This is a genomic window from Bradyrhizobium iriomotense (genome assembly GCF_030160715.1).
In the GTDB taxonomy this organism is placed as follows: Bacteria; Pseudomonadota; Alphaproteobacteria; order Rhizobiales; family Xanthobacteraceae; genus Bradyrhizobium; species Bradyrhizobium iriomotense.
On record NZ_BSOW01000024.1, the window covers coordinates 13,558 to 37,968 of the forward strand.

Annotated in this window: 28 protein-coding genes and 1 tRNA gene; 23 read left to right on the plus strand and 6 right to left on the minus strand. The window is 64.5% G+C overall.

Annotated features, from left to right (window positions below):
- Positions 1 to 24: 24 nt before the first annotated feature.
- From phnC to phnE (QQL28_RS29585), 4 genes are all read left to right on the plus strand, one after another.
- Positions 25 to 834: a phosphonate ABC transporter ATP-binding protein gene (gene phnC, locus QQL28_RS29570; RefSeq protein WP_284271206.1), complete on the plus strand. Its 810-nt coding sequence runs from the start codon at positions 25 to 27 to the stop codon at positions 832 to 834.
- Positions 835 to 884: 50 nt separating this feature from the next.
- A complete protein-coding gene (gene phnD, locus QQL28_RS29575) occupies positions 885 to 1,814 on the plus strand; it encodes a phosphonate ABC transporter substrate-binding protein (RefSeq protein ID WP_284271207.1) in 930 nt (309 codons plus the stop codon).
- A 76-nt stretch (positions 1,815 to 1,890) separates the two neighbouring features.
- On the plus strand, positions 1,891 to 2,775 hold the full coding sequence (gene phnE / locus QQL28_RS29580; RefSeq protein ID WP_284271208.1) for a phosphonate ABC transporter, permease protein PhnE: 885 nt from the start codon (positions 1,891 to 1,893) through the stop codon (positions 2,773 to 2,775).
- Positions 2,772 to 3,620, plus strand: a complete 849-nt coding sequence (gene phnE, locus QQL28_RS29585; RefSeq protein WP_284271209.1) for a phosphonate ABC transporter, permease protein PhnE — start codon at positions 2,772 to 2,774, stop codon at positions 3,618 to 3,620. Before phnE (QQL28_RS29580) ends, phnE (QQL28_RS29585) begins: the two co-directional genes overlap by 4 nt.
- A 50-nt stretch (positions 3,621 to 3,670) precedes the next feature.
- On the opposite strand, the gene phnF is transcribed toward phnE (QQL28_RS29585), so the two are convergent.
- Positions 3,671 to 4,402: a phosphonate metabolism transcriptional regulator PhnF gene (phnF, locus tag QQL28_RS29590; RefSeq protein WP_284271210.1), complete on the minus strand. Its 732-nt coding sequence runs from the start codon at positions 4,400 to 4,402 to the stop codon at positions 3,671 to 3,673.
- A gap of 158 nt (positions 4,403 to 4,560) precedes the next feature.
- Here phnF and phnG point away from each other — a divergent pair, with 158 nt between their 5' ends.
- From phnG to QQL28_RS29645, 11 genes are all read left to right on the plus strand, one after another.
- Positions 4,561 to 4,974 carry a phosphonate C-P lyase system protein PhnG gene (gene phnG / locus QQL28_RS29595; protein WP_431309665.1) on the plus strand — a complete coding sequence of 138 codons (414 nt, stop codon included), beginning with the start codon at positions 4,561 to 4,563 and terminating at the stop codon, positions 4,972 to 4,974.
- 4 nt (positions 4,975 to 4,978) lie between these two features.
- Positions 4,979 to 5,590 carry a phosphonate C-P lyase system protein PhnH gene (gene phnH / locus QQL28_RS29600; RefSeq protein WP_284271212.1) on the plus strand — a complete coding sequence of 204 codons (612 nt, stop codon included), beginning with the start codon at positions 4,979 to 4,981 and terminating at the stop codon, positions 5,588 to 5,590.
- A gap of 1 nt (position 5,591) precedes the next feature.
- Positions 5,592 to 6,695, plus strand: coding sequence for a carbon-phosphorus lyase complex subunit (locus QQL28_RS29605; RefSeq protein WP_284271213.1), 1,104 nt, complete (start codon positions 5,592 to 5,594; stop codon positions 6,693 to 6,695).
- On the plus strand, positions 6,692 to 7,576 hold the full coding sequence (locus tag QQL28_RS29610; RefSeq protein WP_284271214.1) for an alpha-D-ribose 1-methylphosphonate 5-phosphate C-P-lyase PhnJ: 885 nt from the start codon (positions 6,692 to 6,694) through the stop codon (positions 7,574 to 7,576). The genes QQL28_RS29605 and QQL28_RS29610 overlap by 4 nt, the downstream gene beginning before the upstream one ends.
- The gene (phnK, locus tag QQL28_RS29615) at positions 7,569 to 8,363 is read left to right on the plus strand and encodes a phosphonate C-P lyase system protein PhnK (RefSeq protein ID WP_284271215.1); all 795 of its coding nucleotides are present in this window, start codon (positions 7,569 to 7,571) and stop codon (positions 8,361 to 8,363) included. The genes QQL28_RS29610 and phnK overlap by 8 nt, the downstream gene beginning before the upstream one ends.
- Before the next feature lie 8 nt (positions 8,364 to 8,371).
- A complete protein-coding gene (phnL, locus tag QQL28_RS29620; protein ID WP_284271217.1) occupies positions 8,372 to 9,070 on the plus strand; it encodes a phosphonate C-P lyase system protein PhnL in 699 nt (232 codons plus the stop codon).
- 11 nt (positions 9,071 to 9,081) lie between these two features.
- Positions 9,082 to 10,239, plus strand: a complete 1,158-nt coding sequence (locus QQL28_RS29625; RefSeq protein ID WP_284271218.1) for an alpha-D-ribose 1-methylphosphonate 5-triphosphate diphosphatase — start codon at positions 9,082 to 9,084, stop codon at positions 10,237 to 10,239.
- A complete protein-coding gene (gene phnN, locus QQL28_RS29630) occupies positions 10,236 to 10,832 on the plus strand; it encodes a phosphonate metabolism protein/1,5-bisphosphokinase (PRPP-forming) PhnN (RefSeq protein ID WP_284271220.1) in 597 nt (198 codons plus the stop codon). Before QQL28_RS29625 ends, phnN begins: the two co-directional genes overlap by 4 nt.
- Before the next feature lie 16 nt (positions 10,833 to 10,848).
- Positions 10,849 to 11,460: a pyridoxamine 5'-phosphate oxidase family protein gene (locus tag QQL28_RS29635; protein ID WP_284271221.1), complete on the plus strand. Its 612-nt coding sequence runs from the start codon at positions 10,849 to 10,851 to the stop codon at positions 11,458 to 11,460.
- 484 nt (positions 11,461 to 11,944) lie between these two features.
- Positions 11,945 to 12,154: a hypothetical protein gene (locus QQL28_RS29640; protein ID WP_284271222.1), complete on the plus strand. Its 210-nt coding sequence runs from the start codon at positions 11,945 to 11,947 to the stop codon at positions 12,152 to 12,154.
- Positions 12,155 to 12,181: 27 nt separating this feature from the next.
- The gene (locus tag QQL28_RS29645) at positions 12,182 to 13,135 is read left to right on the plus strand and encodes an aliphatic sulfonate ABC transporter substrate-binding protein (RefSeq protein ID WP_284271223.1); all 954 of its coding nucleotides are present in this window, start codon (positions 12,182 to 12,184) and stop codon (positions 13,133 to 13,135) included.
- A 7-nt stretch (positions 13,136 to 13,142) separates the two neighbouring features.
- Here the strand turns inward: QQL28_RS29645 and QQL28_RS29650 are convergent, their stop codons facing one another.
- A complete protein-coding gene (locus QQL28_RS29650; RefSeq protein ID WP_284271224.1) occupies positions 13,143 to 13,925 on the minus strand; it encodes an alpha/beta fold hydrolase in 783 nt (260 codons plus the stop codon).
- A gap of 19 nt (positions 13,926 to 13,944) precedes the next feature.
- A complete protein-coding gene (locus QQL28_RS29655) occupies positions 13,945 to 15,240 on the minus strand; it encodes an O-acetylhomoserine aminocarboxypropyltransferase (RefSeq protein WP_284271225.1) in 1,296 nt (431 codons plus the stop codon).
- Positions 15,241 to 15,500: 260 nt separating this feature from the next.
- On the opposite strand from QQL28_RS29655, the gene QQL28_RS29660 reads away from it, so the two are divergent.
- Positions 15,501 to 17,210 (plus strand): methyl-accepting chemotaxis protein, encoded by a 1,710-nt coding sequence (locus QQL28_RS29660; protein WP_284271226.1) that lies wholly within the window; start codon positions 15,501 to 15,503, stop codon positions 17,208 to 17,210.
- A gap of 57 nt (positions 17,211 to 17,267) precedes the next feature.
- On the opposite strand, the gene QQL28_RS29665 is transcribed toward QQL28_RS29660, so the two are convergent.
- Positions 17,268 to 17,996, minus strand: coding sequence for a helix-turn-helix transcriptional regulator (locus QQL28_RS29665; protein ID WP_284271227.1), 729 nt, complete (start codon positions 17,994 to 17,996; stop codon positions 17,268 to 17,270).
- A 196-nt stretch (positions 17,997 to 18,192) separates the two neighbouring features.
- Between QQL28_RS29665 and QQL28_RS29670 the strand changes: the two genes are divergently transcribed.
- Both QQL28_RS29670 and QQL28_RS29675 read left to right on the plus strand, forming a co-directional pair.
- A complete protein-coding gene (locus QQL28_RS29670) occupies positions 18,193 to 19,080 on the plus strand; it encodes a dienelactone hydrolase family protein (RefSeq protein WP_284271228.1) in 888 nt (295 codons plus the stop codon).
- A gap of 171 nt (positions 19,081 to 19,251) precedes the next feature.
- On the plus strand, positions 19,252 to 19,464 hold the full coding sequence (locus tag QQL28_RS29675; protein WP_284271229.1) for a hypothetical protein: 213 nt from the start codon (positions 19,252 to 19,254) through the stop codon (positions 19,462 to 19,464).
- A 20-nt stretch (positions 19,465 to 19,484) separates the two neighbouring features.
- Here QQL28_RS29675 and QQL28_RS29680 read toward each other — a convergent pair whose 3' ends face one another.
- Both QQL28_RS29680 and QQL28_RS29685 read right to left on the minus strand, forming a co-directional pair.
- Positions 19,485 to 19,835, minus strand: a complete 351-nt coding sequence (locus QQL28_RS29680) for a RidA family protein (protein WP_284271230.1) — start codon at positions 19,833 to 19,835, stop codon at positions 19,485 to 19,487.
- A gap of 47 nt (positions 19,836 to 19,882) precedes the next feature.
- A tRNA-Thr gene (locus QQL28_RS29685) sits at positions 19,883 to 19,957 on the minus strand.
- Between the two features lie 321 nt (positions 19,958 to 20,278).
- On the opposite strand from QQL28_RS29685, the gene QQL28_RS29690 reads away from it, so the two are divergent.
- The 5 genes from QQL28_RS29690 (at position 20,279) to QQL28_RS29710 (ending at position 24,405) form a co-directional block, all read left to right on the plus strand.
- Positions 20,279 to 20,476, plus strand: a complete 198-nt coding sequence (locus tag QQL28_RS29690; RefSeq protein ID WP_284271447.1) for a hypothetical protein — start codon at positions 20,279 to 20,281, stop codon at positions 20,474 to 20,476.
- A gap of 24 nt (positions 20,477 to 20,500) precedes the next feature.
- Positions 20,501 to 22,207, plus strand: coding sequence for an FAD-dependent oxidoreductase (locus tag QQL28_RS29695; protein WP_284271231.1), 1,707 nt, complete (start codon positions 20,501 to 20,503; stop codon positions 22,205 to 22,207).
- A 229-nt stretch (positions 22,208 to 22,436) separates the two neighbouring features.
- The gene (locus tag QQL28_RS29700; RefSeq protein ID WP_254110112.1) at positions 22,437 to 22,745 is read left to right on the plus strand and encodes an EthD family reductase; all 309 of its coding nucleotides are present in this window, start codon (positions 22,437 to 22,439) and stop codon (positions 22,743 to 22,745) included.
- Positions 22,746 to 22,961: 216 nt separating this feature from the next.
- Positions 22,962 to 23,471: a hypothetical protein gene (locus QQL28_RS29705; RefSeq protein ID WP_284271232.1), complete on the plus strand. Its 510-nt coding sequence runs from the start codon at positions 22,962 to 22,964 to the stop codon at positions 23,469 to 23,471.
- Positions 23,472 to 23,580: 109 nt separating this feature from the next.
- Positions 23,581 to 24,405 (plus strand): alpha/beta fold hydrolase, encoded by an 825-nt coding sequence (locus QQL28_RS29710; protein ID WP_284271233.1) that lies wholly within the window; start codon positions 23,581 to 23,583, stop codon positions 24,403 to 24,405.
- Positions 24,406 to 24,411 lie beyond the last annotated feature (6 nt).

The window sequence follows — 24,411 nt, forward strand, 5'->3', positions numbered from 1 at the left end:
GCCCAGCTAGTTGGGAGCCCCTGCATGCTGGTGGTTGAAGGTCTGACGTGCCGCTTCGGCACAAAAGCTGCGGTGGACAGTGCGTCGTTTGAAATCGCCCCCGGCGGCTTTGTTGGCGTAATCGGCCGTTCCGGCGCCGGCAAGTCGACCTTGCTGCGGACCATCAATCGTCTGGCCACGCCCACCGAGGGGCGCATCCTGTTCGATGGCGTCGACGTCACCGCGCTGCGCGGCAAGGAGCTGCGGCAGTGGCGCGCCCGTGCCGCGATGATCTTTCAGCAGTTCAATCTCGTCGGCCGCCTCGACGTTCTCACCAATGTGCTGATGGGGCGCCTCGCCGCGATGCCCGCCTGGCGCTCGCTGACGCAGACCTGGCCCGAGGAAGACAAGGCGCTGGCGATGTCCGCGCTGGAGCAGTTCGACATGGCCTCGCTCGCGGCGCAACGCACCGATCAGCTTTCCGGCGGCCAGCAGCAGCGCGTGGCGATCGCCCGCGCATTGGTGCAGCAGCCCGATCTCATTCTCGCCGACGAGCCGATCGCCTCGCTCGACCCGCGCAACACCAAGATCGTGATGGACGCGCTCTTGCGCATCAACAAGCATTTCGGCATCACCGTGATCTGCAATCTGCATTCGCTGGATCTGGCGCGCAGCTATTGCGACCGCCTGATCGGCATGGCGGCGGGCCGCGTGGTGTTCGACGGCGCGCCGTCCGCGCTCACCGAGCACGTCGCGCGCGAGCTCTACGATCTCGAAGCCAGTGAAGTCATGGGCGGCGTGCCGCTGCCCGCACCGGAAGGCGTTCCCGCGCTGGGGACGGCCGCCGCCGCCTGAGCCGCTACCAGTTTTTGCGTTCATCGCGTCCAACCGATCAAGAGGGTATCATGATCACTCGTCGCTTCGTTCTTGCCGGCGCCGCTGCGCTGGCCTTCTCCGCCTCCGCTTCCGCCGAGGATTGGAAAGCCAAATATCCCGAGATCACCTTCGCCGCGATTCCTGCCGAGAACGGCTCGGGCGTCACCGAGCGCTACGCGCCGTTCATCAACTACCTGTCGAAGGAGCTCGGCATCAAGGTCACGCTGCGTGTCGCCAATGACTACGCGGCCCTCATCGAGGGCCAGCGCGCCGGCAACATCCACATCGGCTATTACGGTCCGGCGTCCTTTGCGCGCGCCCGTCTCACCGGTGTGAAGACCGATGCCTTCGTCATCGACGTCAACTCCGACGGCTCGAAGGGCTACTACTCGGTGTTCTACGTGCTGGCGAAGTCGCCGTACCAGAAGATCGAGGACCTCAAGGGCAAGAATCTCGGCCTGGTCGATCCGAACTCGACCTCGGGCAACAACATGCCCCGCTTCAAGCTGAACCAGATGAGCATCGATCCCGACGCCTATTTCTCCAAGGTCGTGTTCACCGGCAGCCACGAGAACGCCGTTCTGGCGCTTGCCCAGGGCACCGTCGATGTTGCCGCCAACTGGTGGAACGCCGACGACGATTCCAACCTGACCCGCATGCTCAACAAGGGCATGGTGAAATCGGCCGACGGCACGCCGATGAAAAAGGAAGATTTCCGCATCGTCGTGAAGTCCGACCTCATCATCAACTCGCCCTACGCCTATCTCAGCGACCTTCCTGATGACATGAAGGCCGCGATCAAGAAGGCCTTCCTCGAGGCGGCGCAGAAGGATCCCGAGGCGTTCAACAAGCTCTCCGACGGCAAGAACAAGCCTTGGGAGCCGATCGCCACCGACGACTACAACAAGACGATCGAGCTAATCAAATTCGTCGACAATCTGCGTAAGAAGGCGTCCTGATCGCGTCGGGACCACGCACTGGAGCCGGGTCAATCGACCCGGCTCTTTTCTATGTCGAGCCTTGTCCGCTGACCCCATGACCATTGCGGTATCGATCCTTCCCGAGCAGCAGCTGGCGGCGCTGAACGCAGCCTATCGCCAGGCGGTGGCGCGCAAGCGCCTGCGGCTGTTCGCCGGCGCTGTGCTGTTCATTGCCGCGCTGATCCTTGCTGCGATCGGGGCTGAAGTGAATTTGCGGACGCTGTTCGCCTACTTCGGCAACTTCGTCAGCTATTTCGACCGCATCCTCACCCTCGACAGCGGCCAGCGCGTCTGGACCGATCCCGGCGAGTGGCTGTGGGGCTGGTACAAATGGCTGAAGCTGCTCGGCGAGACGTTGCTGATCAGCTATGTCGGTACGCTGATCGGCGCGGTCTGTGCCTTCTGCCTGAATTTTTTCGCGGCTGAGAACACTTCGCCGGCACCATGGCTGCGCTTTACCGTTCGGCGCCTGCTCGAATTCGCCCGCACCGTGCCGGGCATCGTGTTTGCCCTGATCTTCGTCATGGCGTTCGGGCTCGGGCCGATGGCCGGCGTGCTGGCGATCGCCATTCACTCCACCGGCGCGCTCGGAAAACTGTTCGCGGAGATCGTGGAGAATGCGGACATGAAACCGGTCGAGGGCGTGCGCTCGACCGGGGCGAGCTGGCTGTCCTGCATGCGCTTTGCCGTGCTGCCGCAGGTCTCCGCCGGTTACGTCAGCTACGCGCTGCTGCGCTTCGAGATCAACGTCCGCGAATCCTCTGTGATGGGTTTCGTCGGGGCCGGCGGTATCGGCCAGGAGCTCGTGGTCGCGATCCGGAAATTCTACTACTCGGACGTCAGCGCGATCCTGCTGATGATCGTCGTCACCATCTTCATCATCGATATCACCACGGGCTGGCTGCGCGCGCGGCTGTTCGGCAAGGATGCGCGGTCATGAAGGAGCTGGAACGGCCGGACACTGCGGCTCTGCGGGCGAAATACCCCGATGCCTTCGAGCGGCCGGCGGCGGCGCGTCTCGCGACGCCCGCCATGATCGTGGCGGCGCTCGCCGTCTTCATGTTTGGCCTGCACGATCTCGGCTTCGAGCCGGCAAAGTTCATCGCCGGCCTCAAGCAGCTCGGCTGGATCACCATGATGATGATCCCGCCTGATCCCGGAACGTCGCTGCCGCTCTATCTGAAGGCGCTGGGCGAGACGCTGTCGATCGCGCTGCTCGGCACAACGCTCGCCGCAACGCTGGCGCTGCCGGTCTCCCTGCTCGCGGCGCGCAATATCGTGCCGCCGAACATCATCCGCTTTCCGGTGCGGCGCTTCCTCGATTCGATCCGCGGCGTCGATACCCTGATCTGGGCGTTGGTCTGGATCAACGTCGTCGGCCTCGGCCCGTTCGCCGGCGTGCTCGCGATCATGGTTTCGGACTTCGGCGCGCTCGGAAAACTGTTTTCGGAGGCGATCGAGGCGGCCGACAAGAAGCAGGTCGAGGGCATCAGGGCGTCAGGCGGTAGTGCCCTTCATGAGATTCGATTCGGCCTGATGCCGCAGGTGCTGCCCGTGATTGCCGGCCAGGTGCTCTACTTCATCGAATCGAACACGCGCTCGGCCAGCATCATCGGCATCGTCGGTGCCGGCGGAATTGGGCTTCAGCTTGCCGAGCAGATCCGCGTGCTGGAATGGCAGAAAGTGTCGTTCCTCGTGCTGATGATCCTGGTTGCGGTCGCCGCGATCGACTTCATCTCCGGAAAACTCCGCTTCGCCATCATCGGGCGAAGGGCTGTGACTTAGGAGGCCGCTCTTCGCCTCGCCCCGCTTGCGGGGAGAGGGAGAGCAACGCCTCACCCATTCTCCACCAGAAACTCAACCCGCTCCGCCGCAAAGCGCGAGCGCTTCGTCACCAGCGGCTTGCCATCGGGATCGACGTCGGTGGAATCGACCACCAGGATCGGGCGCCCGAGCGCGAGATCTAGCCGCGCGGCGTCGGTTGCATCGACAATGCCGGCCGTGATCCGGGTCGAGCCGCGGCGGTAGTCGCGGACGCCGTAATGCGCGAGCAGTTTTGTCATCGAGCGCGTGGCGGCGAACACCGCACCCGCATCAGGAAAGAGTTCGGCTGACAGCCAGGACGTCGAGACGCAGATCGGCGTCCGATCGGCAAAGCGCACGGATTCGATCCGGACCAGCCGCGCGCCGGTCTTCACGCCGAGTTCCCGTGCGAGCTCCCGGCTCGCCACGTCCTCCGACGCCTCGATCAACTGTCCGCGCGGCTCGCGGCCGCCGGCGCCGACGATCTCCGAGAAGCGCGTGCGCGAGCGCAAGGGATAGGCGAGCTTCTGCGCCTCGACATAGGTGCCGCTGCCGCGCTCGGCGCGCACCAGGCCGCGCTCGGCGAGCGCCGCCAGCGCGCGCCGCACCGTATGGCGGTTCACGCGATAGGTCTCGGCGATCTCCATCTCGCCGGGCAGCTTCTCGCCGGCGGCAAAGCGGCCGTCGGCGATGCCGCGCTCGATGCCGTCGGCGACCAGTCGCCACAGCGCGACGCCGGAGGAGGCGGTGTCCTGAAGGCTCATATCGATCGGAAGCCTATCTCCAAAATCACACGATTGTCACGAAACAGTCATGGCGCATCATTATCAAGTTGTCTATTATCATAGACAACTTGAATTCGGCAAGCCTGGTGAATGACGTGACCACGCAAGACAGCCTCAAGACCCGGCGCAAGGCGGCGATGGCCGTGCTGGTGCAGGCGGATGCAAGCGATATCGCCGGCCGTCTTCGCACTATCGCCCTGCCGCGGCATGACGATCTGCGCCTGTCCGAGAATGGCCTCGTGATGCTGCGCGGCCGCGTCGGCGGCGACGGCGCGCCATTCAACCTGGGCGAGGCCACCGTGTCGCGCGCCGCGGTGCGGCTTGCGACCGGCGAGGTCGGCTTCGGCTACACGCTCGGCCGCGACGGTGAGAAGGCGCGGCTGATCGCGCTCTGCGACGCGCTGGTGCAGTCGGAAGAGTTCGCGGGCGCCCTCGAGCACGATGTCATTGCGCCGTTGCGTGCGGAGCTGCATGCGCGGCAAGCGCAGCGCGCCGCGCAAACGGCGGCAACGAAGGTTGATTTCTACACCATGGTGCGCGGTGAGGGGTGAGGCCATGACCACGATTGCGGAGCTGCCCCCGGGGTTCGCCGACAAGGTTTTGTCGGCGCAATCGACCTTCAGATCGGTCATGGACGCGATGGCGCGGCCCGGCGCGGTGCAGCGAATCGTTCCCGTCGCGGGCACGCCCGGAGCCATGATGCGCGGCACGGCGGCGATCGCGCTGACGCTGTTCGACCACGATACGCCGCTCTGGCTCGATGCGCGGATGTCGGAAAGCTCCGACGTGCTGAAATGGCTGAAGTTCCACACCGGCGCGCCGGTAATCCAGGATTCCTCGATCGCGAGCTTTGCGCTGATCGCCGATGCTGCCGCGCTTCCTTCGCTCGAGCGCTTTGCGCTCGGCAGCAACGAATATCCGGATCGCTCGACTACGTTGATCCTGCAAGTCGAGGGCCTCAACGCAGGGGTGGCCTTCGAGCTCCGTGGCCCGGGCATCGACGGCGTGACGACGCTCCATGCGGCGATTAGGCCAGCCGACCTGTTCGAGCGCCTGCGCATCAACGAGGCGCTGTTTCCGCGTGGCATCGACGTGGTGCTGGTCGCCGATGACGCCGTGGTTGCGATCCCGCGCACCACGCGTGTCCTGAGCAAGGGAAGCCGGTAGCATGTATGTCGCAGTCAAGGGCGGCGAACGCGCCATCGAGAACGCCCATCGCCTGCTGGCGCATGCGCGGCGCGGCGACCAACGCGTGCCCGAAGTCACGCTCGACCAGATTTCGGAGCAACTCGGCCTTGCCGTCGATCGCGTCATGAGCGAAGGCTCGCTCTATGACCGCGAGCTCGCGGCGCTCGCGATCAAGCAGGCGCGCGGCGACCTGATCGAGGCGATCTTCCTGGTTCGCGCCTTCCGCGCCACGCTGCCGCGTTTCGGCGCAAGCGAGCCGGTCGACACCGGCGCGATGCGGGTGCAACGGCGGGTGTCGTCGACGTTCAAGGATATTCCGGGCGGCCAGATTCTCGGGCCGACCTTCGACTACACCCATCGCCTGCTCGATCCGGCTCTTGCCGAAGGTTTCGTGCCGGAAGAGCCCGCCACAGCCGATGCCTCGCCTGCGGCGACGCCGCGCGTGACCGATATTCTGGGTCGCGACGGCCTGATCGAACCGTCACCGCAAGCAGAAGATGGCGTACCCGTCGGCGATCTCACGCGAGAGCCGCTGAATTTTCCGGCCGATCGAGATCTTCGGCTACAGAATCTCGCGCGCGGCGACGAAGGCTTTCTGCTGGCGATGGGCTATTCCACCCAGCGCGGCTATGGCCGCAACCATCCTTTCGCCGGCGAGATCCGCTTCGGCGAGGTTGAGGTCGAATTCTTCGCCGAAGACGTCGGCTTTGCCGTGCCGCTGGGCGCGATCGAACTGACCGAGTGCCAGATGGTCAACCAGTTCAAGGGGTCGGCCACGGAAGCGCCGTGCTTCACCCGCGGCTATGGCCTCGCCTTCGGCCAGAGCGAGCGCAAGACCATGTCGATGGCGCTGGTCGATCGCGCGCTTCGTGCCCGTGAGCTCGGCGAGGAGGTGCTGGCGCCCGCGCAGGACGAGGAATTCGTGATGTCGCATTCGGATAACGTCCAGGCGACCGGCTTCGTCGAGCATCTGAAATTGCCGCACTATGTCGACTTCCAGTCCGAGCTTGGTCTCCTGCGCAAGCTGCGTCAGGAATTCGCCGAGGCCAATGACGCCGAGCCGATGAAGGAGGCCGCGGAATGAACGCGCCTGCCTACAATTTCGCCTATCTCGACGAGCAGACCAAGCGGATGATCCGCCGCGCGATCCTGAAAGCGATCGCGATTCCCGGCTACCAGGTCCCGTTTGCCAGCCGCGAAATGCCGATGCCCTATGGCTGGGGCACCGGCGGCGTGCAGGTCACGGCCGCGATCCTCGGACCCGATGACGTGCTGAAGGTGATCGACCAGGGCTCCGACGACACCACCAACGCGATCTCGATCCGCAAATTCTTCGCCAAGACCGCCGGCGTTGCCACCACGACTGCGACTGAGAATGCGACCGTGATCCAGACCCGTCACCGCATTCCCGAAACGGCGCTCGGGCCAAACCAGGTGCTGGTCTATCAGGTGCCAATCCCGGAGCCGCTGCGCTTCCTCGAACCGCGCGAGACCGAGACCCGGCGCATGCATGCACTCGCCGAATACGGCCTGATGCACGTCAAGCTCTACGAGGATATCGCCCGGTTCGGCCATATCGCCACCGCCTACGCCTATCCGGTGAAGGTGAACGGGCGCTACGTGATGGACCCGTCGCCGACGCCGAAATTCGACAATCCAAAGATGGACAATTGCCCGGCGCTCCAGCTCTTCGGCGCCGGCCGCGAGAAGCGCATCTATGCGATCCCGCCCTACACACAGGTGGTGTCGCTCGATTTCGAGGATCACCCCTTCGAGCCCTACCGCTTCAACGCGCCCTGCGCGCTGTGCGGCGCCGAGAATTCGTATCTCGACGAGATCGTCACCGACGACAAGGGCGGACGCATGTTCGTTTGCTCCGACACTGATTTTTGCGAGGAACGTCAGACGGCCGGCCACCATGGCAGCCTGAGCGCCGCGCCGTACAAGGAGAAGGCGCATGGCTGAGCCTATGCTTGAGAACGATCAGCCGCTGCTGGTCGCGGACGCCTTAGGCAAATCCTACGGCAGGATCGCGGCCTGTCGCGACGTCTCCTTCGCACTCTATCCTGGCGAGGTGCTGGCGATCGTTGGCGAATCCGGCTCGGGCAAGTCGACACTGCTGCAGCTCCTGTCGGGCCAGCTGGCCGCAAGCAGCGGCTGCGTCTCCTACCGGATGCGCGACGGCGTGACGCGTGATCTCGCAACGCTCGGCGAGGCCGAGCGGCGCTTCCTGTTCCGCACCGATTGGGGCTATGTGCACCAGGATCCCGCACAGGGCCTGCGCATGGCGGTCTCAGCCGGCGCCAATGTCGGCGAACGGCTGATGGCCGTGGGATGGAACCACTACGGCCGCATCCGCGACACCGCCTCAAACTGGCTGGAGCGCGTCGAGATCGACGTCGCGCGCATCGACGACGCGCCGCGTACCTATTCCGGCGGCATGCGCCAGCGTCTCCAGATCGCCCGTAACCTCGTCACCGAGCCGCGCCTCGTCTTCATGGATGAGCCGACCGGCGGCCTCGATGTCTCCGTGCAGGCGCGCCTGCTCGATCTCTTGCGCAACCTTGTTGCCGAATTGCATCTCGCCGTCATCATCGTCACCCACGATCTCGCGGTGGCCCGGCTGTTGTCGCATCGCGTGATGGTGATGAAGGGCGGCCGCGTCATCGAAACCGGCCTGACCGACCAGGTCCTCGACGACCCGCGCGAGCCCTATACTCAACTCCTCGTCTCCTCGATTCTGCCGCCATGAGCCGCCCGATGACCGCCATGATCGACGTCGCCGATGCGCAAAAGACCTTCACGATGCACCTTCAGGGTGGCGTCGAGCTGCCCGTCGTGCGGGGCGTGACGTTCCACGTCAATCCCGGCGAATGCGTCGTGCTGTCGGGCCCGTCGGGTGCAGGCAAGTCGTCGATCCTGAAAATGATCTTCGGCAATTATCGTTGCGACGGCGGCCGCATCGGCATCCGCCATCGCGGCGCGCTGATCGATCTTGCCAGCGCCGAACCGCGTCAGATCCTCAACGTCAGGCGCGACACGATCGGCTATGTCAGCCAGTTCCTGCGCGCGGTGCCGCGCGTTGCGACCGTCGACGTCGTCGCCGAGCCGCTGATCGCGAGCGGCGTGGCGCGGCCCGAGGCACAACAGCGCGCGGGGGCGTTACTGCATCGGCTGAACATCCCCGAGCGTCTCTGGCAACTCCCGCCGGCGACTTTCTCCGGCGGCGAGCAGCAGCGCGTCAACATCGCGCGCGGCTTCATTCCGGAGCTGCCGATCCTGTTGCTTGACGAGCCGACCGCTTCGCTCGATGCGGCGAACCGCGCCGTCGTCGTCGAGCTGATCGCCGAGAAAAAGCACCACGGCGTCGCCATGGTCGCGATCGTCCACGACGACGAGATCCGCCATCTGATCGCCGATCGCATCGTCGACGTCACAAGTTTTGCCGCCGCGGCCTGAAGGACCTGGAAATGAACGCCAAGCCGAATGAAACCGTGATCGCCAACGCCAGGATCGTGCTGGCTGACGGCGTGATCGAGCAAGGCTGGATCGCGCTTAGCGAGGGGCACATCGCCGAGATCGGCGAGGGCAGGGCGCCAGCAGGCGCCGAGGATGCCGGCGGCGATCTGATCACGCCCGGCCTGATCGAGCTGCACACCGATCATCTCGAAGCGCACTACGTGCCGCGTCCAAAGGTGTTCTGGGATCCCGTCGCCGCCGTCATCTCCTATGACGGGCAGCTTGCGACGTCAGGCATCACCACGGTGCTGGATTCCTTAAGGGTCTGGCGCGAGGACGGCGCCGAGGAGGTCGACGGCCGTGCCGGCACGCTCGCCGCTGCGATCGCCAACGCACGCGAGCACGATCTCTTGCGGGCCGATCACTTCCTGCATCTGCGCTGCGAGATTCCGATGCCGAGCGTGGTGGAGGAGGCCAGGGAGCTGGTCGGCCGCCCCGATGTCCGGTTGATGTCACTGATGGACCACACGCCGGGCCAGCGCCAGTTCCGCGACGAGGTCAAGCTGCGCGACTACTACCGCGGCAAGGGCGGTGGCATGACTGACGCCCAGCTCGATGAGCTCTTTGCCAGGCGCTTCACGTACCAGCAGACCTATGCTGCCACCAACATGCGCGAGATCGTCGCATTGGCGCAGGAATACGGGATTCCACTGGCGAGCCACGACGACACCACCGAGGAGAACGTCACCGACGCGATCCGCGACGGCATCGCGGTCGCGGAGTTTCCGACCACGGTGGAAGCTGCGCGCGGCCTGCACGCAGCCGGCATCGACATCTTGATGGGCGCGCCGAACGTGGTGCGCGGCGGTTCGCATTCGGGCAACATCGCCGCGGTGGATCTCGCGCGCGAAGGGCTCCTGGACATCCTGTCGTCGGACTACATCCCGTCGAGCCTCCTGATGGCCGCGCTGCAACTGCCGCAGCATGCGCCGGCGATCAGCCTCCCGGCCGCGATTCGCACGGTGACGAAGGCGCCGGCCGAGGCGGTCGGGCTCTCCGATCGTGGCGAGATCGCGGTCGGCAAGCGCGCCGATCTGATCCGCGTCCATGTCGCAGGCAGCGTGCCTGTGGTCCGCAGCGTCTGGCGGGAAGGAGGCCGCGTCGCATGAGCGAGAGCCCGTCGATTGCGCCACAACAGACCGCGGTGATCGGGCCCGGACGCCTGGTTCTGGTCGTTGGTCCCAGCGGTGCCGGGAAGGATACGCTGCTTGGTCTTGCCAAAGCTGCCCTCGCCGAGGACCACGACATCGTCTTTCCGCGTCGGATCGTGACGCGGGAGGCGTCCGCCGCCGAGGACAACGTGTCCTTGACTTCGGATGAATTCCGCCGCGGACTGGACCACGGCGATTTCGCTGCGCATTGGGAGGCGCATGGCCTCTCATATGCGCTGCCGATCGAGATCAATGACGATATCCGCGCCGGCCGCACGGTCGTCGTCAACGTCTCGCGTACGGTGATCGGCGCGATGCGCCAGGCCTATGGCAACGTCGTGGTGGTCGCGATTACGGCGCCGCCTGACGTCCTCGCCCAGCGTCTCGCAGCGCGGGCGCGCCGCAGCGATGGCAATATCCAGGAGCGGCTCGAACGACATGTCGACGACGCTTCGGCGCGTGCCGACGTCACGATTGTCAATGCCGGCAGCGCCGATTATCACAGTCGCCAGCTCGTCCGTGTGATCCGCAACGAATGCTGGCGCGAGTAGCAAAGGAGCAGGTGGAATGACGGTGATTGCGACGGTCGAGGAGCTCGAGGCCATCTATGGCGTCACCAACGATGCCTCGACCGTGAAGGTCGCCGATCATGTCACGCCGCTCTACCGCGTCTTCATCGAGACGTCGCCCTTTGCCGCGCTGGCCACCATTGGCCCGGAGGGCATCGACTGCTCGCCACGCGGTGATCTGCCCGGCTTCGTGCGCATCCATGATCCGAAGACGCTGATGTTGCCCGATCGTCGCGGCAACAACCGCATCGATTCCTTGCGCAACATCGTTCGCGATCCGCGCGTCTCCCTGATGTTCCTGATCCCCGGCTCCGGCAACGCGATCCGTGTCAACGGCCGGGCGCACGTCTCGGTCGATCCGGAGCTGCTCGCCTCCTTTGAGGTCGACGGCAAGGCGCCGCGCAGCGTCATGGTCATGACCGTCGATGAGCTCTATTTCCAGTGCGCCCGCGCCATCGTCCGCTCAGACCTCTGGAATCCCGACAAGCGCGTCGACCCCAAGACCTTGCCGACGCCCGGTCAGATCCTCGCCGAGATGAGCGACAACAAGGTCGGCGGCGAAGAGTACGACCGCGCCTGGCCCGCCCGCGCGGCCGCGACGATGTGGTGATTCTTTCCAACTCCTCCCTCTCCCCGTTCTTACGGGGAGAGGGTTGGGGTGAGGGGCTCTATCCTCAATCACGGTGATATAGGACTCGCGGAAGGCCCTTACCCGGAATTCAAGCTTCGCTTGAATTCCGACCTCTCCCCGCAAGCGGGGCGAGGTGACTTCGCCGCGAGATGATTCCATTTGCCGGTGCTTGCACGCGGAGAAGCCCGCATGCGCCGCCACGCGAAATATGGATACCCATTTCATTGACCGATCGCGTCGATCGCCCGATATTGGACGTACCGAAACTGCTCCCGCGATGCCGAAGGCCGCAGCATGAGAACGAATGACCAGCGAGTTCAAAGCGACATGCGCAAGCGCATGACGCGTCGCTGCTTCTCTGCGGCGACCGGCCCGTGTTGTTGCTGCTGATCGTCACTTCAGCCGCACCGCAATCGCAAATTCCAGAGACAGGAACGCCGGAACTCCCGGCGAACGAGCAGTCATGACCAAAGCCTACATCATCGAAGTCCACGACCGCACCGCCGGCATCATCGCACGCGATGCGCACGGTTTCCGCTTCTTCTCCTCCGAGCGCCTGTTCGACAGCCTCGAAGGCCGCCAGTTCCGCTCGGCCCGCGATGCCGAGCGCGCCGCGCGCGCAGTGTTCTCCGAACGGCGCCATCTCTTCAACCAATCGCTCTTCGCAATCTGAAGCGATGCTCGAAAGGAATCATCTGCCATGATCACACGACGATATATCCTGAGCACCGCGTTGCTGCTTGCAACCGTGCTGGCCGCTCCTGCGCGCGCCGAAGACAAGCCGACCGAAATCCGCATCGGCACACAGAAGGGCGGCTTCTTCCCGGCGGTCCGCCAGCGTCACACGATCGAGGGCGCCTTCCGGCCGCTCGGAATCGAGATCAAATGGGTCGACTTCCAGTTCGGTCCGCCCTTGCTGGAAGCCATCAATGTCGGCAGCGTCGATTTCGGTTTCGTGGGCGATGCTCCCCCGATCTTCGCGCAGGCCGGCAGCGCCAAGATTCGCTATGTGGCGGCGGTGAAATCGGACGGTACGTCGCAAGCGATCGTCGTGCCGAAGGATTCGCCCATCCATTCGCTCGCCGATCTCAAGGGCAAGCGCGTCGCCTTTGGCAAGGGCTCGAGTGCGCATAATCTCCTGGTTGCCGCGCTGGAGAAGGCCGGCCTGACGTGGAACGATATCACTCCGGCGCCGCTCGCGCCGGCGGACGCGACGGCTGCCTTCGTGAAGGGCTCGGTCGATGCATGGTCGATCTGGGACCCCTATTTCGCACTTGCTGAGCTGAAGGAGAACGCACGCGTGCTGGTCCTCGACAAGGACGTGCACAAGCCGAACTCGTTCTACATTGCAGGCTCCGACTTCGTCGAAAGATATCCGTCGCTGGTCGCAAAGCTCAACGCAGCTTTCGCGGCCGAAGGCGTCTGGGCGGAGAGCCATCACGAGGAGGTCGCCAAGGCGCAGGCCGAGGCGACCGGCGTCGATATCGAGGCGATCAGGCGCTTCGTCGATCGCTCCAACTATCGCGTCGTGCCGCTCGATGCGGAGGTGATCAAAAGCCAGCAGGCGATCGCCGATCGCTTCGCGCGGCTCGGCCTGATCCCGAAGTCGATCGACGTCTCCAGCATCGTCTGGAAGTGGAATCCGGGTTCCTGATCAGGGCTCAGCCTTTCAGCGCGGCCAGCAATTCATCCGGGCGCTCGGCCATGATCATATGACCCGCGCCCGGCACCACGATGGTCCGCGCCTGCGGGATCGCGGCGGCGAGCACCTTGCCCGCTTTCGCCGGCGTCATCATGTCCCGTTCGCCGAGGATCAGCGTGGTCGGCACCCTCACGCTCGCCGCAGCAGCGAGTGCGTTGCCATACGAGTTGCAGGCCGATAAATCCTTGAACAGCACGCCTGGCTCGCAATCCCTCAGCACGGCCTGGGCTCCGCCATGCATCCATAGCCCCGGCGCGAGGCTGCCGCCGAGCTCGGCCTTGAAGCCGAGGCCCCAGATCGAAACCATGTCGATGGCGTCCTGGTCGTTGGCCTCTGCGGCCTTTAGCAGATCAGGCCCGACCGTCATGGTCGCGGCCGTGCCGATCAGGCTCAGCGCGGAGACCTTGTCGGGGTGGCGCGCCGCGGTCTCCAGCGAGATCAGAGATCCCATCGAATGTCCGATCAGGTGCGCTTTCGCAACGCTGGCCGCTCCGAGCAGTGCGGCGGTCCAGTCGGCCATCTCTGCGATGCTGGACAGGGACGGGCCAGTCGAGCGGCCGTGGCCGGGCAGGTCGGGAGCCAGCACGGCAAAACCGTGATGGGCGAACCAGCGCGTATGCAGGGCCCAGGTCGAGTGATCGAAGCCGGCGCCGTGGATGAACACCACGGCGGGCAGGGACTTGTCGAATTCGCGGCCGCCGGTTGCGACAAACACCTCGGCGCCGTTGACGGAGAGCTTCATGACTTCAGACCTTTTGGCTTCAGACCTTTTGCGAGATGCGCAGCGCTTGGGCGAGATCGTCGATGATGTCGGAGGCCGTCTCGATGCCGACCGACAGGCGCACCAGCTCTTCGCCGATGCCGGCCGCCTTGAGCTGCTCGGCATCCATCTGCTGATGCGTGGTGCTCGCGGGATGGATCACCAGGGTCTTGGCGTCGCCGACATTGGCGAGATGGCTGATCATGCGCAGCTGTTCGATGAACTTGCGCCCCGCAGCGCGGCCGCCCTTGATGCCGAAGGAAACGATCGAGCCGGCACCGCGCGGCAGCAGCTGCTTTGCGAGCTGATAGTCCGGGTGGGTCTCCAGCGAGGGATGTAGCACCCAGTCGACGGCCTTGTTGGCTTTCAGCGCTTCCAGCACGGAGTGCGTATTCTGCATGTGACGGTCCATGCGCACGGGAAGCGTCTCGACGCCCTGCAAGAGCTGGAACGCATTGGTCGGCGACATGCAGGCGCCGAAGTCGCGCAATCCTTCCGTGCGCGCGCGCATGATGAAGGCCGCCGTGCCGAACTGCTCGTCGAAGACCATGCCGTGATAGCCGGCATAGGGCTCGGTGAGCACGGCGAACTTGCCCGACCCGCGCCAGTCGAAGCGGCCGCCATCGACGACCGCGCCGCCGATCGCGATGCCATGGCCGCCGATCCACTTGGTCGCCGAATGCATGACGATGTCGGCCCCTAACTCGATCGGCCGGCTGAGATAGGGCGTGGCAAAAGTGTTGTCGATCAGGAGCGGAATTTTCGCATCATGCGCGATGCCCGCGACCTTCGGGATATCAAGCACCTCCAGCCCCGGATTGCCGATGGTCTCGCCGATCACGAGCCTGGTGTTCGGCCTGATCGCAGCACGGAACGCATCGTGGTCGCGCGGCTTTACGAACGTCGTGGTGATGCCGAAGCGCGGCAGCGTGTGTGCCAGCAGGTTGATGGTGCCGCCATAGAGCGAGCTCGACGCCACGATGTGGTCGCCGGCATTGAGCAGTGTGGCAATCGCCAGATGCATCGCCGCCTGGCCGCTGGAGGTGCAGATTGCGCCGACGCCGCCCTCCAGCGCCGCAAGCCGCTCCTCCAGCACGCCCGTGGTCGGATTCGATATCCGCGTATAGATGTGCCCGGCGCGCTCGAGATTGAACAGCGCCGCCGCATGGTCCGTGTCCTGGAACACGTAGGACGTGGTCTGATAGATCGGCACCGCACGGGCGCCGGTCGCGGGATCCGGATGCTGGCCCGCATGCAGGCTCAGGGTTTCGAAAGCAGGCGGCTTGGGTGCGGGCATGCTTGGCCTCGTTAATCTCTCGGTAAGACCCGAAGGTTTGCCACAGATCGGGGCTGCCCGTCAGCCGTTGACAGCAGCATTTTGACGGTCTTGCGCCAAGTCGAGCTGCCAAGTCGAGCTGCCAAGTCGAGCTGCCAAGTCGAGCCCTGGGCCGCGCCGCGTAACTCGGTTCTTAACGAATTTGCTTCATTTTGCCTCTAGTAACCTCGCGCCTGCCACTTGGATCCAGTGAGGGTGCCCTGCAACACCGAAGAGGCAGAATGCCGAGTTTCAAGAAACTGTTTTCGCTTCGTTCGATCGGCGCCAAGCTCGCCCTCATGAACGTTGTCAGTGCCGTTTGTATGATCCTGGTCGCCTCCACGATTTTGTGGATCGCCCGCAATCAACTCGTCGTGGAGCGCGTCGAGAAGGCGCATACGGCCGTTGATTCGATCTGGAATCTGGCCGATGGCTACTACAAGGCCTACAAGGCCGGCCTGATGACCGAAGACGAGGCCAAGAAACGCTTTCTCGATGCTAACGACAAGGTTTGGCAGGAAAACCGCGTCAATTTCGTCTTCATTTATGATTACGAGACCGGGCTTTGCGTCTCCAACCCCGGTATTCCGAATTTCGTCGGCAAGGACATGCGTGGGAACAAGGACGCCAACGGCATGCTCTTCGCGGTCGCGTTGATGGACATTGCGAGGAAAGGGCAGGGTACGCTGCGCTATTCGTTCCGCCGCAACGGCACCGATCCCACGCCGCTCGAAAAGGTCGCTTTCACGCGCGGCTTCGCGCCGTGGAATATGACGATTACCTCGACCGAATACATGTTGGAGGTCGACAATTCCTTCTGGTCGATGGCGCAGACCGCGTTCATGGTCATCGCCGTGCTGATGCTGATCTCGATCGCGATCTCCTGGGCCGTTGCCCGCAGCGTGGTAAAGCCGCTGGCGGGCTTGAAGGATCGCATGGCCTTGCTCAGCGACGGCCAACTCGATGCGCCCGTGGTCCATGCCGATCGCCGCGACGAGATCGGCGAAATGGCGCGGACGGTGCAGGTGTTCCGCGACGCAATGCGCGAGACCAACCGCCTGCGCGAGGAGCAGGCTGCGACGGAGCAGCGTCAGGCCGAAGCGCGCAAGGTCGACATGCACCGTCTCGCGGACCAGTTTGAAAGCGAGGTCGGCGAGATCATCGAGCTCGTGTCGGTCGCAGCCGGCCAGCTCGAACAGTCGTCGACGACCCTGTCGATGACCTCCGCGACCGTCGAGCAGGTCAGCAATCGGGCCTCCAACGCGTCGGGCGAAGCCTCCGCCAACGTGCATTCGGTGGCGGCGGCGAGCGAGGAGCTCGCGTCCTCGATCGGCGAGATCAGTCGCCAGGTCGAGGCCTCCGCGCGCATCGCCGGCGAAGCCGTGACGCAGGCGCAGAAGACCGACACCCGCATCAGCGAGCTGTCGAGGGCGGCGAGCCGGATCGGCGACGTCGTCGATCTCATTCAGACCATCGCCGGGCAGACCAATCTCCTGGCGCTGAACGCGACGATTGAAGCGGCCCGTGCCGGCGACGCCGGCAGGGGTTTTGCGGTGGTGGCCTCGGAAGTAAAGTCGCTTGCGGAGCAGACCGCGAAGGCAACCGGCGAGATCAGCCAGCAGATTGCCGACATCCAGTCGGCGACCCAGGATTCGGTCGCGGCGATCAAGGAGATCGGCGCGACGATCGCGCGTATCTCGGAGATTTCGGCCACCATCGCAAGTTCGGTCGAGCAGCAGGGCTCGGCCACCCAGGAAATCTCGCGGAACGTGCAGTCCGCCGCCGCAGGCACCTCGCAGGTCGAAACCAGCATCGCGGACGTTCAGCGCGGCGCGGCGGAAGCCGGCGGCGCCTCCGCGCAGGTGCAATCGGCCGCGCAGTCGCTGGCGAATGAGAGCGACCGGCTCAAGCGCGGCGTCGCAAGCTTCATGAGCTCGATCCGGGCGGCGTGACGGTCAGCGTCGCTCGATACCGAAGTCATGCACGGAGGCGTCCCCACGCCATCGGCGTCATGGCGATATAAGGCGGTCGCGCATGGCGATCATCACGGCCTGCGTGCGGGTCGCCGCGCCGAGCTTCTTGCAGCAGCTCTTGACGTGGGCCTTCACGGTGCGCCCCGTGATGTTCAGGGCATCGGCGATCTCGTCGGTGGATCGGCCAAGGGCTGCCTGCGTCAGCACCTCGCGCTCGCGCAGTGACAGCACGAGCTGCGGGACAGCAGGCAGGCCGCGCAGCCGCAGCGCCCGGTCGAACGCGTAGAGCGCCATGAGATGGAGTGCGGGCAGTTCGCGTTCCGGCAGTTCGATCGCGGCGCCGCCGAAATAGACTTGTCCCATGCGCCCCGTGGGCGAGGCGACCGGGATCATGAAGCCGTCCACCATTCCGAAATCGCGGGCCCGCTGCACCAGCTCCGCGGCGCGCGGCTCCCGCTCCGGATCGTAAGGCGCCTCCCTGAACCAGCGGAAGGGACGGACCGTCGCCTTGCAATAGCGCAGCGCCGGATCGTCCCAGACATATTGCCCCTCCGAATACATATCCAGGAAGCCGGCCGGCAGCCGTTCGGCGAGAACAGCGTCGCGCGCAGGCTCGGTCGACAGAGGGGCGACGTAGGCGCAGCAGAAATAATCGAACCCATACTGGCCGAGCACGCGGCCCATTGCGTCAACAACGCCCGCCGCGTCGGGAAGCGACCCGACCTGCTCGACGAATTCGAACGCGCGACTGCGGATCAGGTCCATCGACGGATTCTCCGAGCGGGCCTTGACGGATCTCTCGACCCGTCCCGGCTGGCGAGTGTAGGACGGCGATGCAGCGCCGGCAATCTGAGCGAGAGCGATAGCGCGCGAGTCCTCGCGGGCTGGTGACTTGCGTTTCGGTCCCGAATTGCCGATGAAATTCGTCGCGCTCGAAAATCAGACAAAAGGGACAAGCCGAATGACTGCCGAAATCACTATGACTGCCGACGTAATCGGGTTGACCAGGATAGCTCCGGTCTCGCGCCGCGCCTTCATGAGCGCGACCGCGGCGGCCGCCGCGGGTTACACGCTTGCTGCGGGACCCGTTCGTGCCGAAGTCGTCACCACAGATACGACTGGCCTTCAGGCTGGAGATGCCACGATCAAGGTCGGCGAGGGCGAAATGCCCGGCTATTATGCACGCCCGGCCGGCGTCAGCCGTCCGCCGGTGGTCCTGGTGGCAATGGAGATTTTTGGTCTGCACGAATACATCAAGGACGTGACGCGGCGCCTCGCCAAGCTCGGCGCCTTTGCGATCGCGCCCAACTATTACTTCAACAAGGGACCGGATCTCACCAAGATTACCGACACCAAGGAGCTCCTGCCCGTCGTCAACGCCAAGCCGGATGCCGAGCTTTTCGCCGATCTCGACGCCACGGTCGCCTGGGCCGCGTCGCAAGGCGGCGACACCAGCAGGCTTGGCATGATCGGATTCTGCCGCGGCGGACGCTACGTCTGGGAGTATGCCGCGCATAGCGATGCGCTGAAGGCGGCCGCGGCGTTCTATGGCTCGCTCGTCGATCCCGCCAATCCGGTGTGGCCGAAGAGCCCGCTCCAGCTCGCACCCGAGATGAAGGCGCCCGTGCTCGGCCTCTATGGCGAAGCCGACACCGGCATTTCAGTCGCGCAAGTCGAGCAGATGAAGGCGGCGCTGGAGCAGAACAAGAAGACGGCCGAGTTCAAGATCTACAAGGACGCTCCGCACGGCTTCCACGCCGACTACCGCCCCAGCTATCGCAAGGTCGCTGCGGAAGATGCCTGGGCCCAGATGCAGGCCTGGTTCAAGAAACATGGCGTGCTGAGCTGACGGCTACGTGCGTCGCGCGCGGGCGGCGTCATGTGCCGCCCGCGCGTCTGATGCTGTTCGCGGTAATGCCGTTGTCGGTGCCGCTTTTGTTGCTGGAAATTAACGAGGCTTCAGCGCCGACCTCGGATAGAAGGGTGAGCGGCGGGCTTCCTTAAGACCAAGACGACTATTGTGAAATTTGACGAACAGGAGCGCGGTGCTCTGAAGCGTGCCGGCTTTTCCGTCGCGGACGACCACGAAGCGGCCTACCTCGAAGCCCTCGTCGCGATCGGTGCGCACGACCATGAGACATTGTGGCTCACGATCACTCTGCGGAACTCCACGCGGGTCGTGTGCGCCTTGCCGCGCGACGAGACCATCGTCGCCATCGATGAGAATGCCTGATAGATGCAGTTCGGAAGAGCCTAGCGGCGGGCGGCGATCGCCGTCAGCTCCAGCCTGACGCCCGGGCCGAGATCCGCGACCCCGACCGCGGCACGCGCCGGCAGATGTTCCGCGGTGAAATAGCGTTTCCACACCTGGTTGAGCGCCGCCTTGTCGGCGAGATCGGTCATGTAGATCGTCACCTGCAGAACGCAGGAGATATCTGAGCCGGCCCCTTCGAGCAGAATCTTCAACTGGCGAAACACATCGTCGGCCTGACCCGCCATGTCGAGCCCGGCATTCTCGGGAACGACGCCGCCGAGATAGAGCACGCCATTATGCTCGACGATTTCGTGGAGCAGTCCTTCATAGGGCAGGGAACGCTTGATCAAGATGGCATCCTTGAGGGGCAGGACGAGACATCGTCGGCGAGTGAAGCTGGTGCTGCCGGACAGGATTGAACTGTCGACCTCTCCCTTACCAAGGGAGTGCTCTACCACTGAGCTACGGCAGCAAATGCTGGCAAGGAATCGGGCCGCGACATGGGCCCGCCAAGCGGGGCGATGTCTGCCACAAGCCCCCCTTCTGTGCAAGCGCGCTTGCCCCGCGAAATCGATAAATCGACCCGGTTGCGCGCCTAACCGGGGCAATTCGACCCGAAATGACCCGCTTTGGGGACGATTTGGTTCCGCAAAAGATCCCTCGCCAACTGGCCAGTTGGCCGCAACCCTGAATTCGACCAATTCTGGCCGCTTCGTTGCTTTTGGCGGCCGCCGCCCCTTGAGCTGGCCTCGTTCGATGGCATCCTGCCGTCGATCATGATGATGGGCCCGTGATGACCCAAGACAACGACAAGACAGACAACGACAAGACGCGATCGGGGGACACCCGGCAGGATCGGCTGAAATCTGCGCTGCGCGAGAACCTGAAGCGGCGCAAGGCGCAGGCGCGCGAGCGCGCCGGGGCGGCTGGCCCCTCGCGGGAGGACGAACCATCCCTAGATGAGGGGATCGCCGGAAAGGCCGGCGGCTAGATTTTGGAATGCGTGAGAGCGGTGATGGCGCAGGACGGACCGGATCGAACCGACAGGGACGCGCTTCTGTCGCGCTTCTCTCGCCCCGAGCAGACGTTTCCGGCGCTGACGCTCGCCGAGATCGAGCGCCTGCGCCAGTTCGGCGAGATCAGACGTTATGAGAGCGGCGAGCTCCTGTTCGAGACTGGCAAGCAGGGGCCGGGCATGTTCGTCGTGCTGTCCGGCCATGTTGCCATTACCCAGCGCGACGGACTCGGCCATGTGACGCCGGTGATCTATCAGGGGCCCGGGCAATTCCTGGCCGAGCTCGGCCAGCTCTCAGGTAGGCCGGCGCTGGTCGATGGCCAGGCCGATGGCGATGTCGAAACGCTCCTGATCCCGCCGGATCGCCTGCGCGCCCTGCTCGTCGCCGAAGCCGTGCTCGGCGAACGCATCATGCGCGCGCTGATCCTGCGCAGGGTCAACATGATCCAAGGCGGCGTCGGTGGCCCGGTGCTGATCGGCCCCTCGAATTCGGCCGGCGTGGTGCGCCTCCAGGGCTTCCTCACCCGCAATGGCCAGCCGCATCATCTGCTCGATCCTGATCGCGAGCACGACGCGGCCGAACTGATCGCGCGCTATTCGCCGAGCCCCGAGGACTGGCCGCTGGTCGTCACGGCTGGCGGCACCGTGCTGCGCAATCCCAGCGAGATGGAGCTCGCGCGCGCCATCGGCATGGTCGGCGGACCCAAGGGCGACCGCATCTATGACGTCGCGATCGTCGGCTGCGGACCTGCGGGACTTGCGACCGCGGTCTATGCGGCTTCCGAAGGCCTCTCGGTTGCCGTGCTCGATACGCGGGCCTTCGGCGGCCAGGCCGGCGCCAGCGCGCGCATTGAGAATTATCTCGGTTTTCCGACCGGCATTTCCGGCCAGGCGCTCGCGGGCCGCGCCTTTACGCAGGCGCAGAAGTTCGGTGCCGACATCATGATCCCGATGTCGGCGAAGTCGCTGGATTGCTCGCGCCCCAACGGCACGTTCGCGCTGGCGCTCGACTGCGGCGACACCTTGCACTCACGCGCGGTGGTGGTCGCGAGCGGCGCGCGTTATCGCCGGCCGGGAATCGAGAATCTGGAAAAATTCGAGGGCCGCGGCGTCTGGTACTGGGCTTCGCCGGTCGAGGCGCGGCTCTGTTCCGGCGAGGAGGTGGCCCTCGTCGGCGCCGGCAATTCGGCCGGGCAAGCCGCCGTGTTCCTGTCGGGCCACGCGAAGAAAGTGCTGATGATCATCCGCGGCGGTGGCCTAGGGGCCAGCATGTCGCGCTATCTCATCGAGCGCATCGAGGCGACGCCGAATATCGAGCTCTTGTTCAACACCGAGATCACGGCGCTCGAGGGCGACGAGGCCTCGCTGCTCCGCCGTATCCGCTGGAAGAGCCGGTTGTCGACCGACGAGGACGCCGCCGATGTCCGCAACCTCTTCCTGTTCGTCGGCGCCGATCCCGCGACAGGCTGGCTCGACGGCTGCGGCGTCACGCTCGATCGCGGCGGCTTCGTCGTCACCGGCGCGCAATCCGAGCAGAACCAGGGTCGGCTCGTCGCGCCGCTCGAAACCTCCGTGCCCGGCGTCTATGCCGTCGGCGATGTGCGCTCCGGCTCGGTCAAGCGCGTCGGCGGCGCCATCGGCGAGGGCGCGCAGGTCGTGGCCTCCCTGCACGGTTTCCTTGGCGATGCCGCGAAACCGGCGCTTTAGACAAGCATAGGACACCGAAGAGCCGAGGCTAATCCGACTTGGGCGAATGTGACTTGCCATCTAGCCGGCAACTGCGGACTATCCCCTCATCCTGAGGAGCCGCGGAACGTGGCGTCTCGAAGGATGAAGGCCGCAATGTAACAGCGGGGCCTGCATGGTTCGAGACGTGTGCTTCGCACACTCCTCACCATGAGGATCGACAAAACGACAAGGTTCAAGGGAGGACTAAATGGCTGAAGTCGTCGTGCTCTACAAGACGCCCAAGGATGCTGCTGCCTTCGACAAGTACTACGCCGAAACGCATATCCCGCTTGCCAAGAAGATTCCCGGCCTGAAGAAATACGCGATCAGCACGGGACCCGTCGGAACGCCTGCCGGACCTTCCGGAGTCCATCTCGTCGCCATTTTGACGTTCGACAGCGTTGCCGACATCCAGGCGGGCTTTGCCAGCCCTGAGGGCAGGGCAGCTGGAGGCGATGTCCCGAAATTTGCCAGCGGCGGCGCCGACCTGCTCATCTTCGATACCAAAGTCGTGTGACGCGAGAAGCGATCTGCGACCTGCCGACCGCTGCTTCTCAATTGATTCAATGCCCCCTTGACGGCTGTCACGTGTGCCAGACGTGCAAAATCAAGGCATGCGTTCGTCGTATAAACGGCGAACGCATGGCTCAATGCTTGCCGGTGGCAACATCACATGTGGCAATCCAATGAGGACAGTAATACCATCCTGATCTTCTCAATGAGGAGAGCTGCCATGGTCCTTGGGTTGAGCCTGCCTGCTTTCACGATGCTCCATGTCATCATCAGCCTGATCGCGATCGTCAGCGGTCTCGTCGTGATGTTCGGATTGCTCGGCTCGAAGCCGATGCCGGGCCTCACCGCGATCTTCCTTCTCTTCACGATTCTGACCAGCGTCACCGGCTTCCTGTTTCCGTTCAAGGAGCTGTTGCCGTCGCACATGGTCGGCATCCTCTCGCTGGTGCTGCTCGCGATCGCCTGCATCGCGCTCTACGGCGTGAAGCTCTCGGGTGCCTGGCGCCCGATCTATGTGGTGACGGCGATGACGTCGCTCTACCTCAACGTCTTCGTGCTGATCATCCAGTCGTTCCTCAAGGTGCCGGCATTGGCGGCGCTGGCGCCGGCCGTGCCACCCGCTCCGCCGTCCGGCCCGGTGTTCGCGGTCGTGCAGGGCATCGTGCTGGTGTTCTTCGTGCTGGTGATCATCGGCGCCTGGCGCCGCTTCAGGCCGATGGCGTTCGCCTGATTTTCATCATCCGGCGGGCGCGCGCCCGCCTCTGTCATTCCGGGGCGATGCGGAGCATCGCGCCCGGAATCTCGCGCAAGCAATCACCAAGAAGCAAGAAGGAGCAGCCATGCCCACCATCACCACCAAAGACGGCGTCGAGATCTTCTACAAGGATTGGGGCAAGGGCCAGCCGATCGTGTTCAGCCATGGTTGGCCGCTGTCGTCGGACGATTGGGATACCCAGATGCTGTTCTTCCTCAACCACGGCTACCGCGTCATCGCCCATGACCGCCGCGGTCACGGCCGCTCCAGCCAAGTCGCCGACGGCCACGACATGGACCACTACGCCGACGATCTCGCGACGGTCACCGCCCATCTCGATCTCAAGAGCGCCATTCATGTCGGCCATTCCACGGGCGGTGGCGAGGTCGTGCACTACATCGCCCGCCATGGCGAGAGCCGCGTAGCGAAGGCCGCGATCCTCTCCGCAGTGCCGCCCTTGATGGTGCAGACGCCGAGTAATCCCGGCGGCCTGCCGAAGAAGGTCTTCGATGATTTGCAGGCGCAACTCGCGGCCAATCGCTCGCAATTCTATCGCGATCTCCCCGTAGGCCCGTTCTACGGCTACAACCGTCCAGGCGCAAAACCGTCGGAAGCGGTGATCCAGAACTGGTGGCGCCAGGGCATGATGGGCGGCGCGAAGGCGCACTACGACGGCGTCGTCGCCTTCTCGCAGACCGACTTCACCGAGGACCTGAAGAAGATCAACGTGCCCGTCCTCGTCATGCACGGCGACGATGACCAGATCGTACCTTACGCCGATTCCGCGCCGCTCTCGGCAAAACTTCTGAAGAACGGTACGCTGAAAACCTACAAGGGTTTTCCGCACGGCATGCCGACCACGGAAGCGGAGACGATCAACGCCGATCTGCTGGCTTTTTTCAGAGGGTGAAGCGTC

Bases quoted from the DNA above. Each gene is read 5' to 3' on its own strand.
- phnC (WP_284271206.1), top strand. From the start codon at position 25: ATGCTGGTGGTTGAAGGTCTGACGTGCCGCTTCGGCACAAAAGCTGCG.
- phnD (WP_284271207.1), top strand. From the start codon at position 885: ATGATCACTCGTCGCTTCGTTCTTGCCGGCGCCGCTGCGCTGGCCTTC.
- phnE (WP_284271208.1), top strand. From the start codon at position 1,891: ATGACCATTGCGGTATCGATCCTTCCCGAGCAGCAGCTGGCGGCGCTG.
- phnE (WP_284271209.1), top strand. From the start codon at position 2,772: ATGAAGGAGCTGGAACGGCCGGACACTGCGGCTCTGCGGGCGAAATAC.
- phnF (WP_284271210.1), bottom strand. From the start codon at position 4,402: ATGAGCCTTCAGGACACCGCCTCCTCCGGCGTCGCGCTGTGGCGACTG.
- phnG (WP_431309665.1), top strand. From the start codon at position 4,561: ATGGCCGTGCTGGTGCAGGCGGATGCAAGCGATATCGCCGGCCGTCTT.
- phnH (WP_284271212.1), top strand. From the start codon at position 4,979: ATGACCACGATTGCGGAGCTGCCCCCGGGGTTCGCCGACAAGGTTTTG.
- QQL28_RS29605 (WP_284271213.1), top strand. From the start codon at position 5,592: ATGTATGTCGCAGTCAAGGGCGGCGAACGCGCCATCGAGAACGCCCAT.
- QQL28_RS29610 (WP_284271214.1), top strand. From the start codon at position 6,692: ATGAACGCGCCTGCCTACAATTTCGCCTATCTCGACGAGCAGACCAAG.
- phnK (WP_284271215.1), top strand. From the start codon at position 7,569: ATGGCTGAGCCTATGCTTGAGAACGATCAGCCGCTGCTGGTCGCGGAC.
- phnL (WP_284271217.1), top strand. From the start codon at position 8,372: ATGACCGCCATGATCGACGTCGCCGATGCGCAAAAGACCTTCACGATG.
- QQL28_RS29625 (WP_284271218.1), top strand. From the start codon at position 9,082: ATGAACGCCAAGCCGAATGAAACCGTGATCGCCAACGCCAGGATCGTG.
- phnN (WP_284271220.1), top strand. From the start codon at position 10,236: ATGAGCGAGAGCCCGTCGATTGCGCCACAACAGACCGCGGTGATCGGG.
- QQL28_RS29635 (WP_284271221.1), top strand. From the start codon at position 10,849: ATGACGGTGATTGCGACGGTCGAGGAGCTCGAGGCCATCTATGGCGTC.
- QQL28_RS29640 (WP_284271222.1), top strand. From the start codon at position 11,945: ATGACCAAAGCCTACATCATCGAAGTCCACGACCGCACCGCCGGCATC.
- QQL28_RS29645 (WP_284271223.1), top strand. From the start codon at position 12,182: ATGATCACACGACGATATATCCTGAGCACCGCGTTGCTGCTTGCAACC.
- QQL28_RS29650 (WP_284271224.1), bottom strand. From the start codon at position 13,925: ATGAAGCTCTCCGTCAACGGCGCCGAGGTGTTTGTCGCAACCGGCGGC.
- QQL28_RS29655 (WP_284271225.1), bottom strand. From the start codon at position 15,240: ATGCCCGCACCCAAGCCGCCTGCTTTCGAAACCCTGAGCCTGCATGCG.
- QQL28_RS29660 (WP_284271226.1), top strand. From the start codon at position 15,501: ATGCCGAGTTTCAAGAAACTGTTTTCGCTTCGTTCGATCGGCGCCAAG.
- QQL28_RS29665 (WP_284271227.1), bottom strand. From the start codon at position 17,996: ATGGACCTGATCCGCAGTCGCGCGTTCGAATTCGTCGAGCAGGTCGGG.
- QQL28_RS29670 (WP_284271228.1), top strand. From the start codon at position 18,193: ATGACTGCCGAAATCACTATGACTGCCGACGTAATCGGGTTGACCAGG.
- QQL28_RS29690 (WP_284271447.1), top strand. From the start codon at position 20,279: ATGACCCAAGACAACGACAAGACAGACAACGACAAGACGCGATCGGGG.
- QQL28_RS29695 (WP_284271231.1), top strand. From the start codon at position 20,501: ATGGCGCAGGACGGACCGGATCGAACCGACAGGGACGCGCTTCTGTCG.
- QQL28_RS29700 (WP_254110112.1), top strand. From the start codon at position 22,437: ATGGCTGAAGTCGTCGTGCTCTACAAGACGCCCAAGGATGCTGCTGCC.
- QQL28_RS29705 (WP_284271232.1), top strand. From the start codon at position 22,962: ATGGTCCTTGGGTTGAGCCTGCCTGCTTTCACGATGCTCCATGTCATC.
- QQL28_RS29710 (WP_284271233.1), top strand. From the start codon at position 23,581: ATGCCCACCATCACCACCAAAGACGGCGTCGAGATCTTCTACAAGGAT.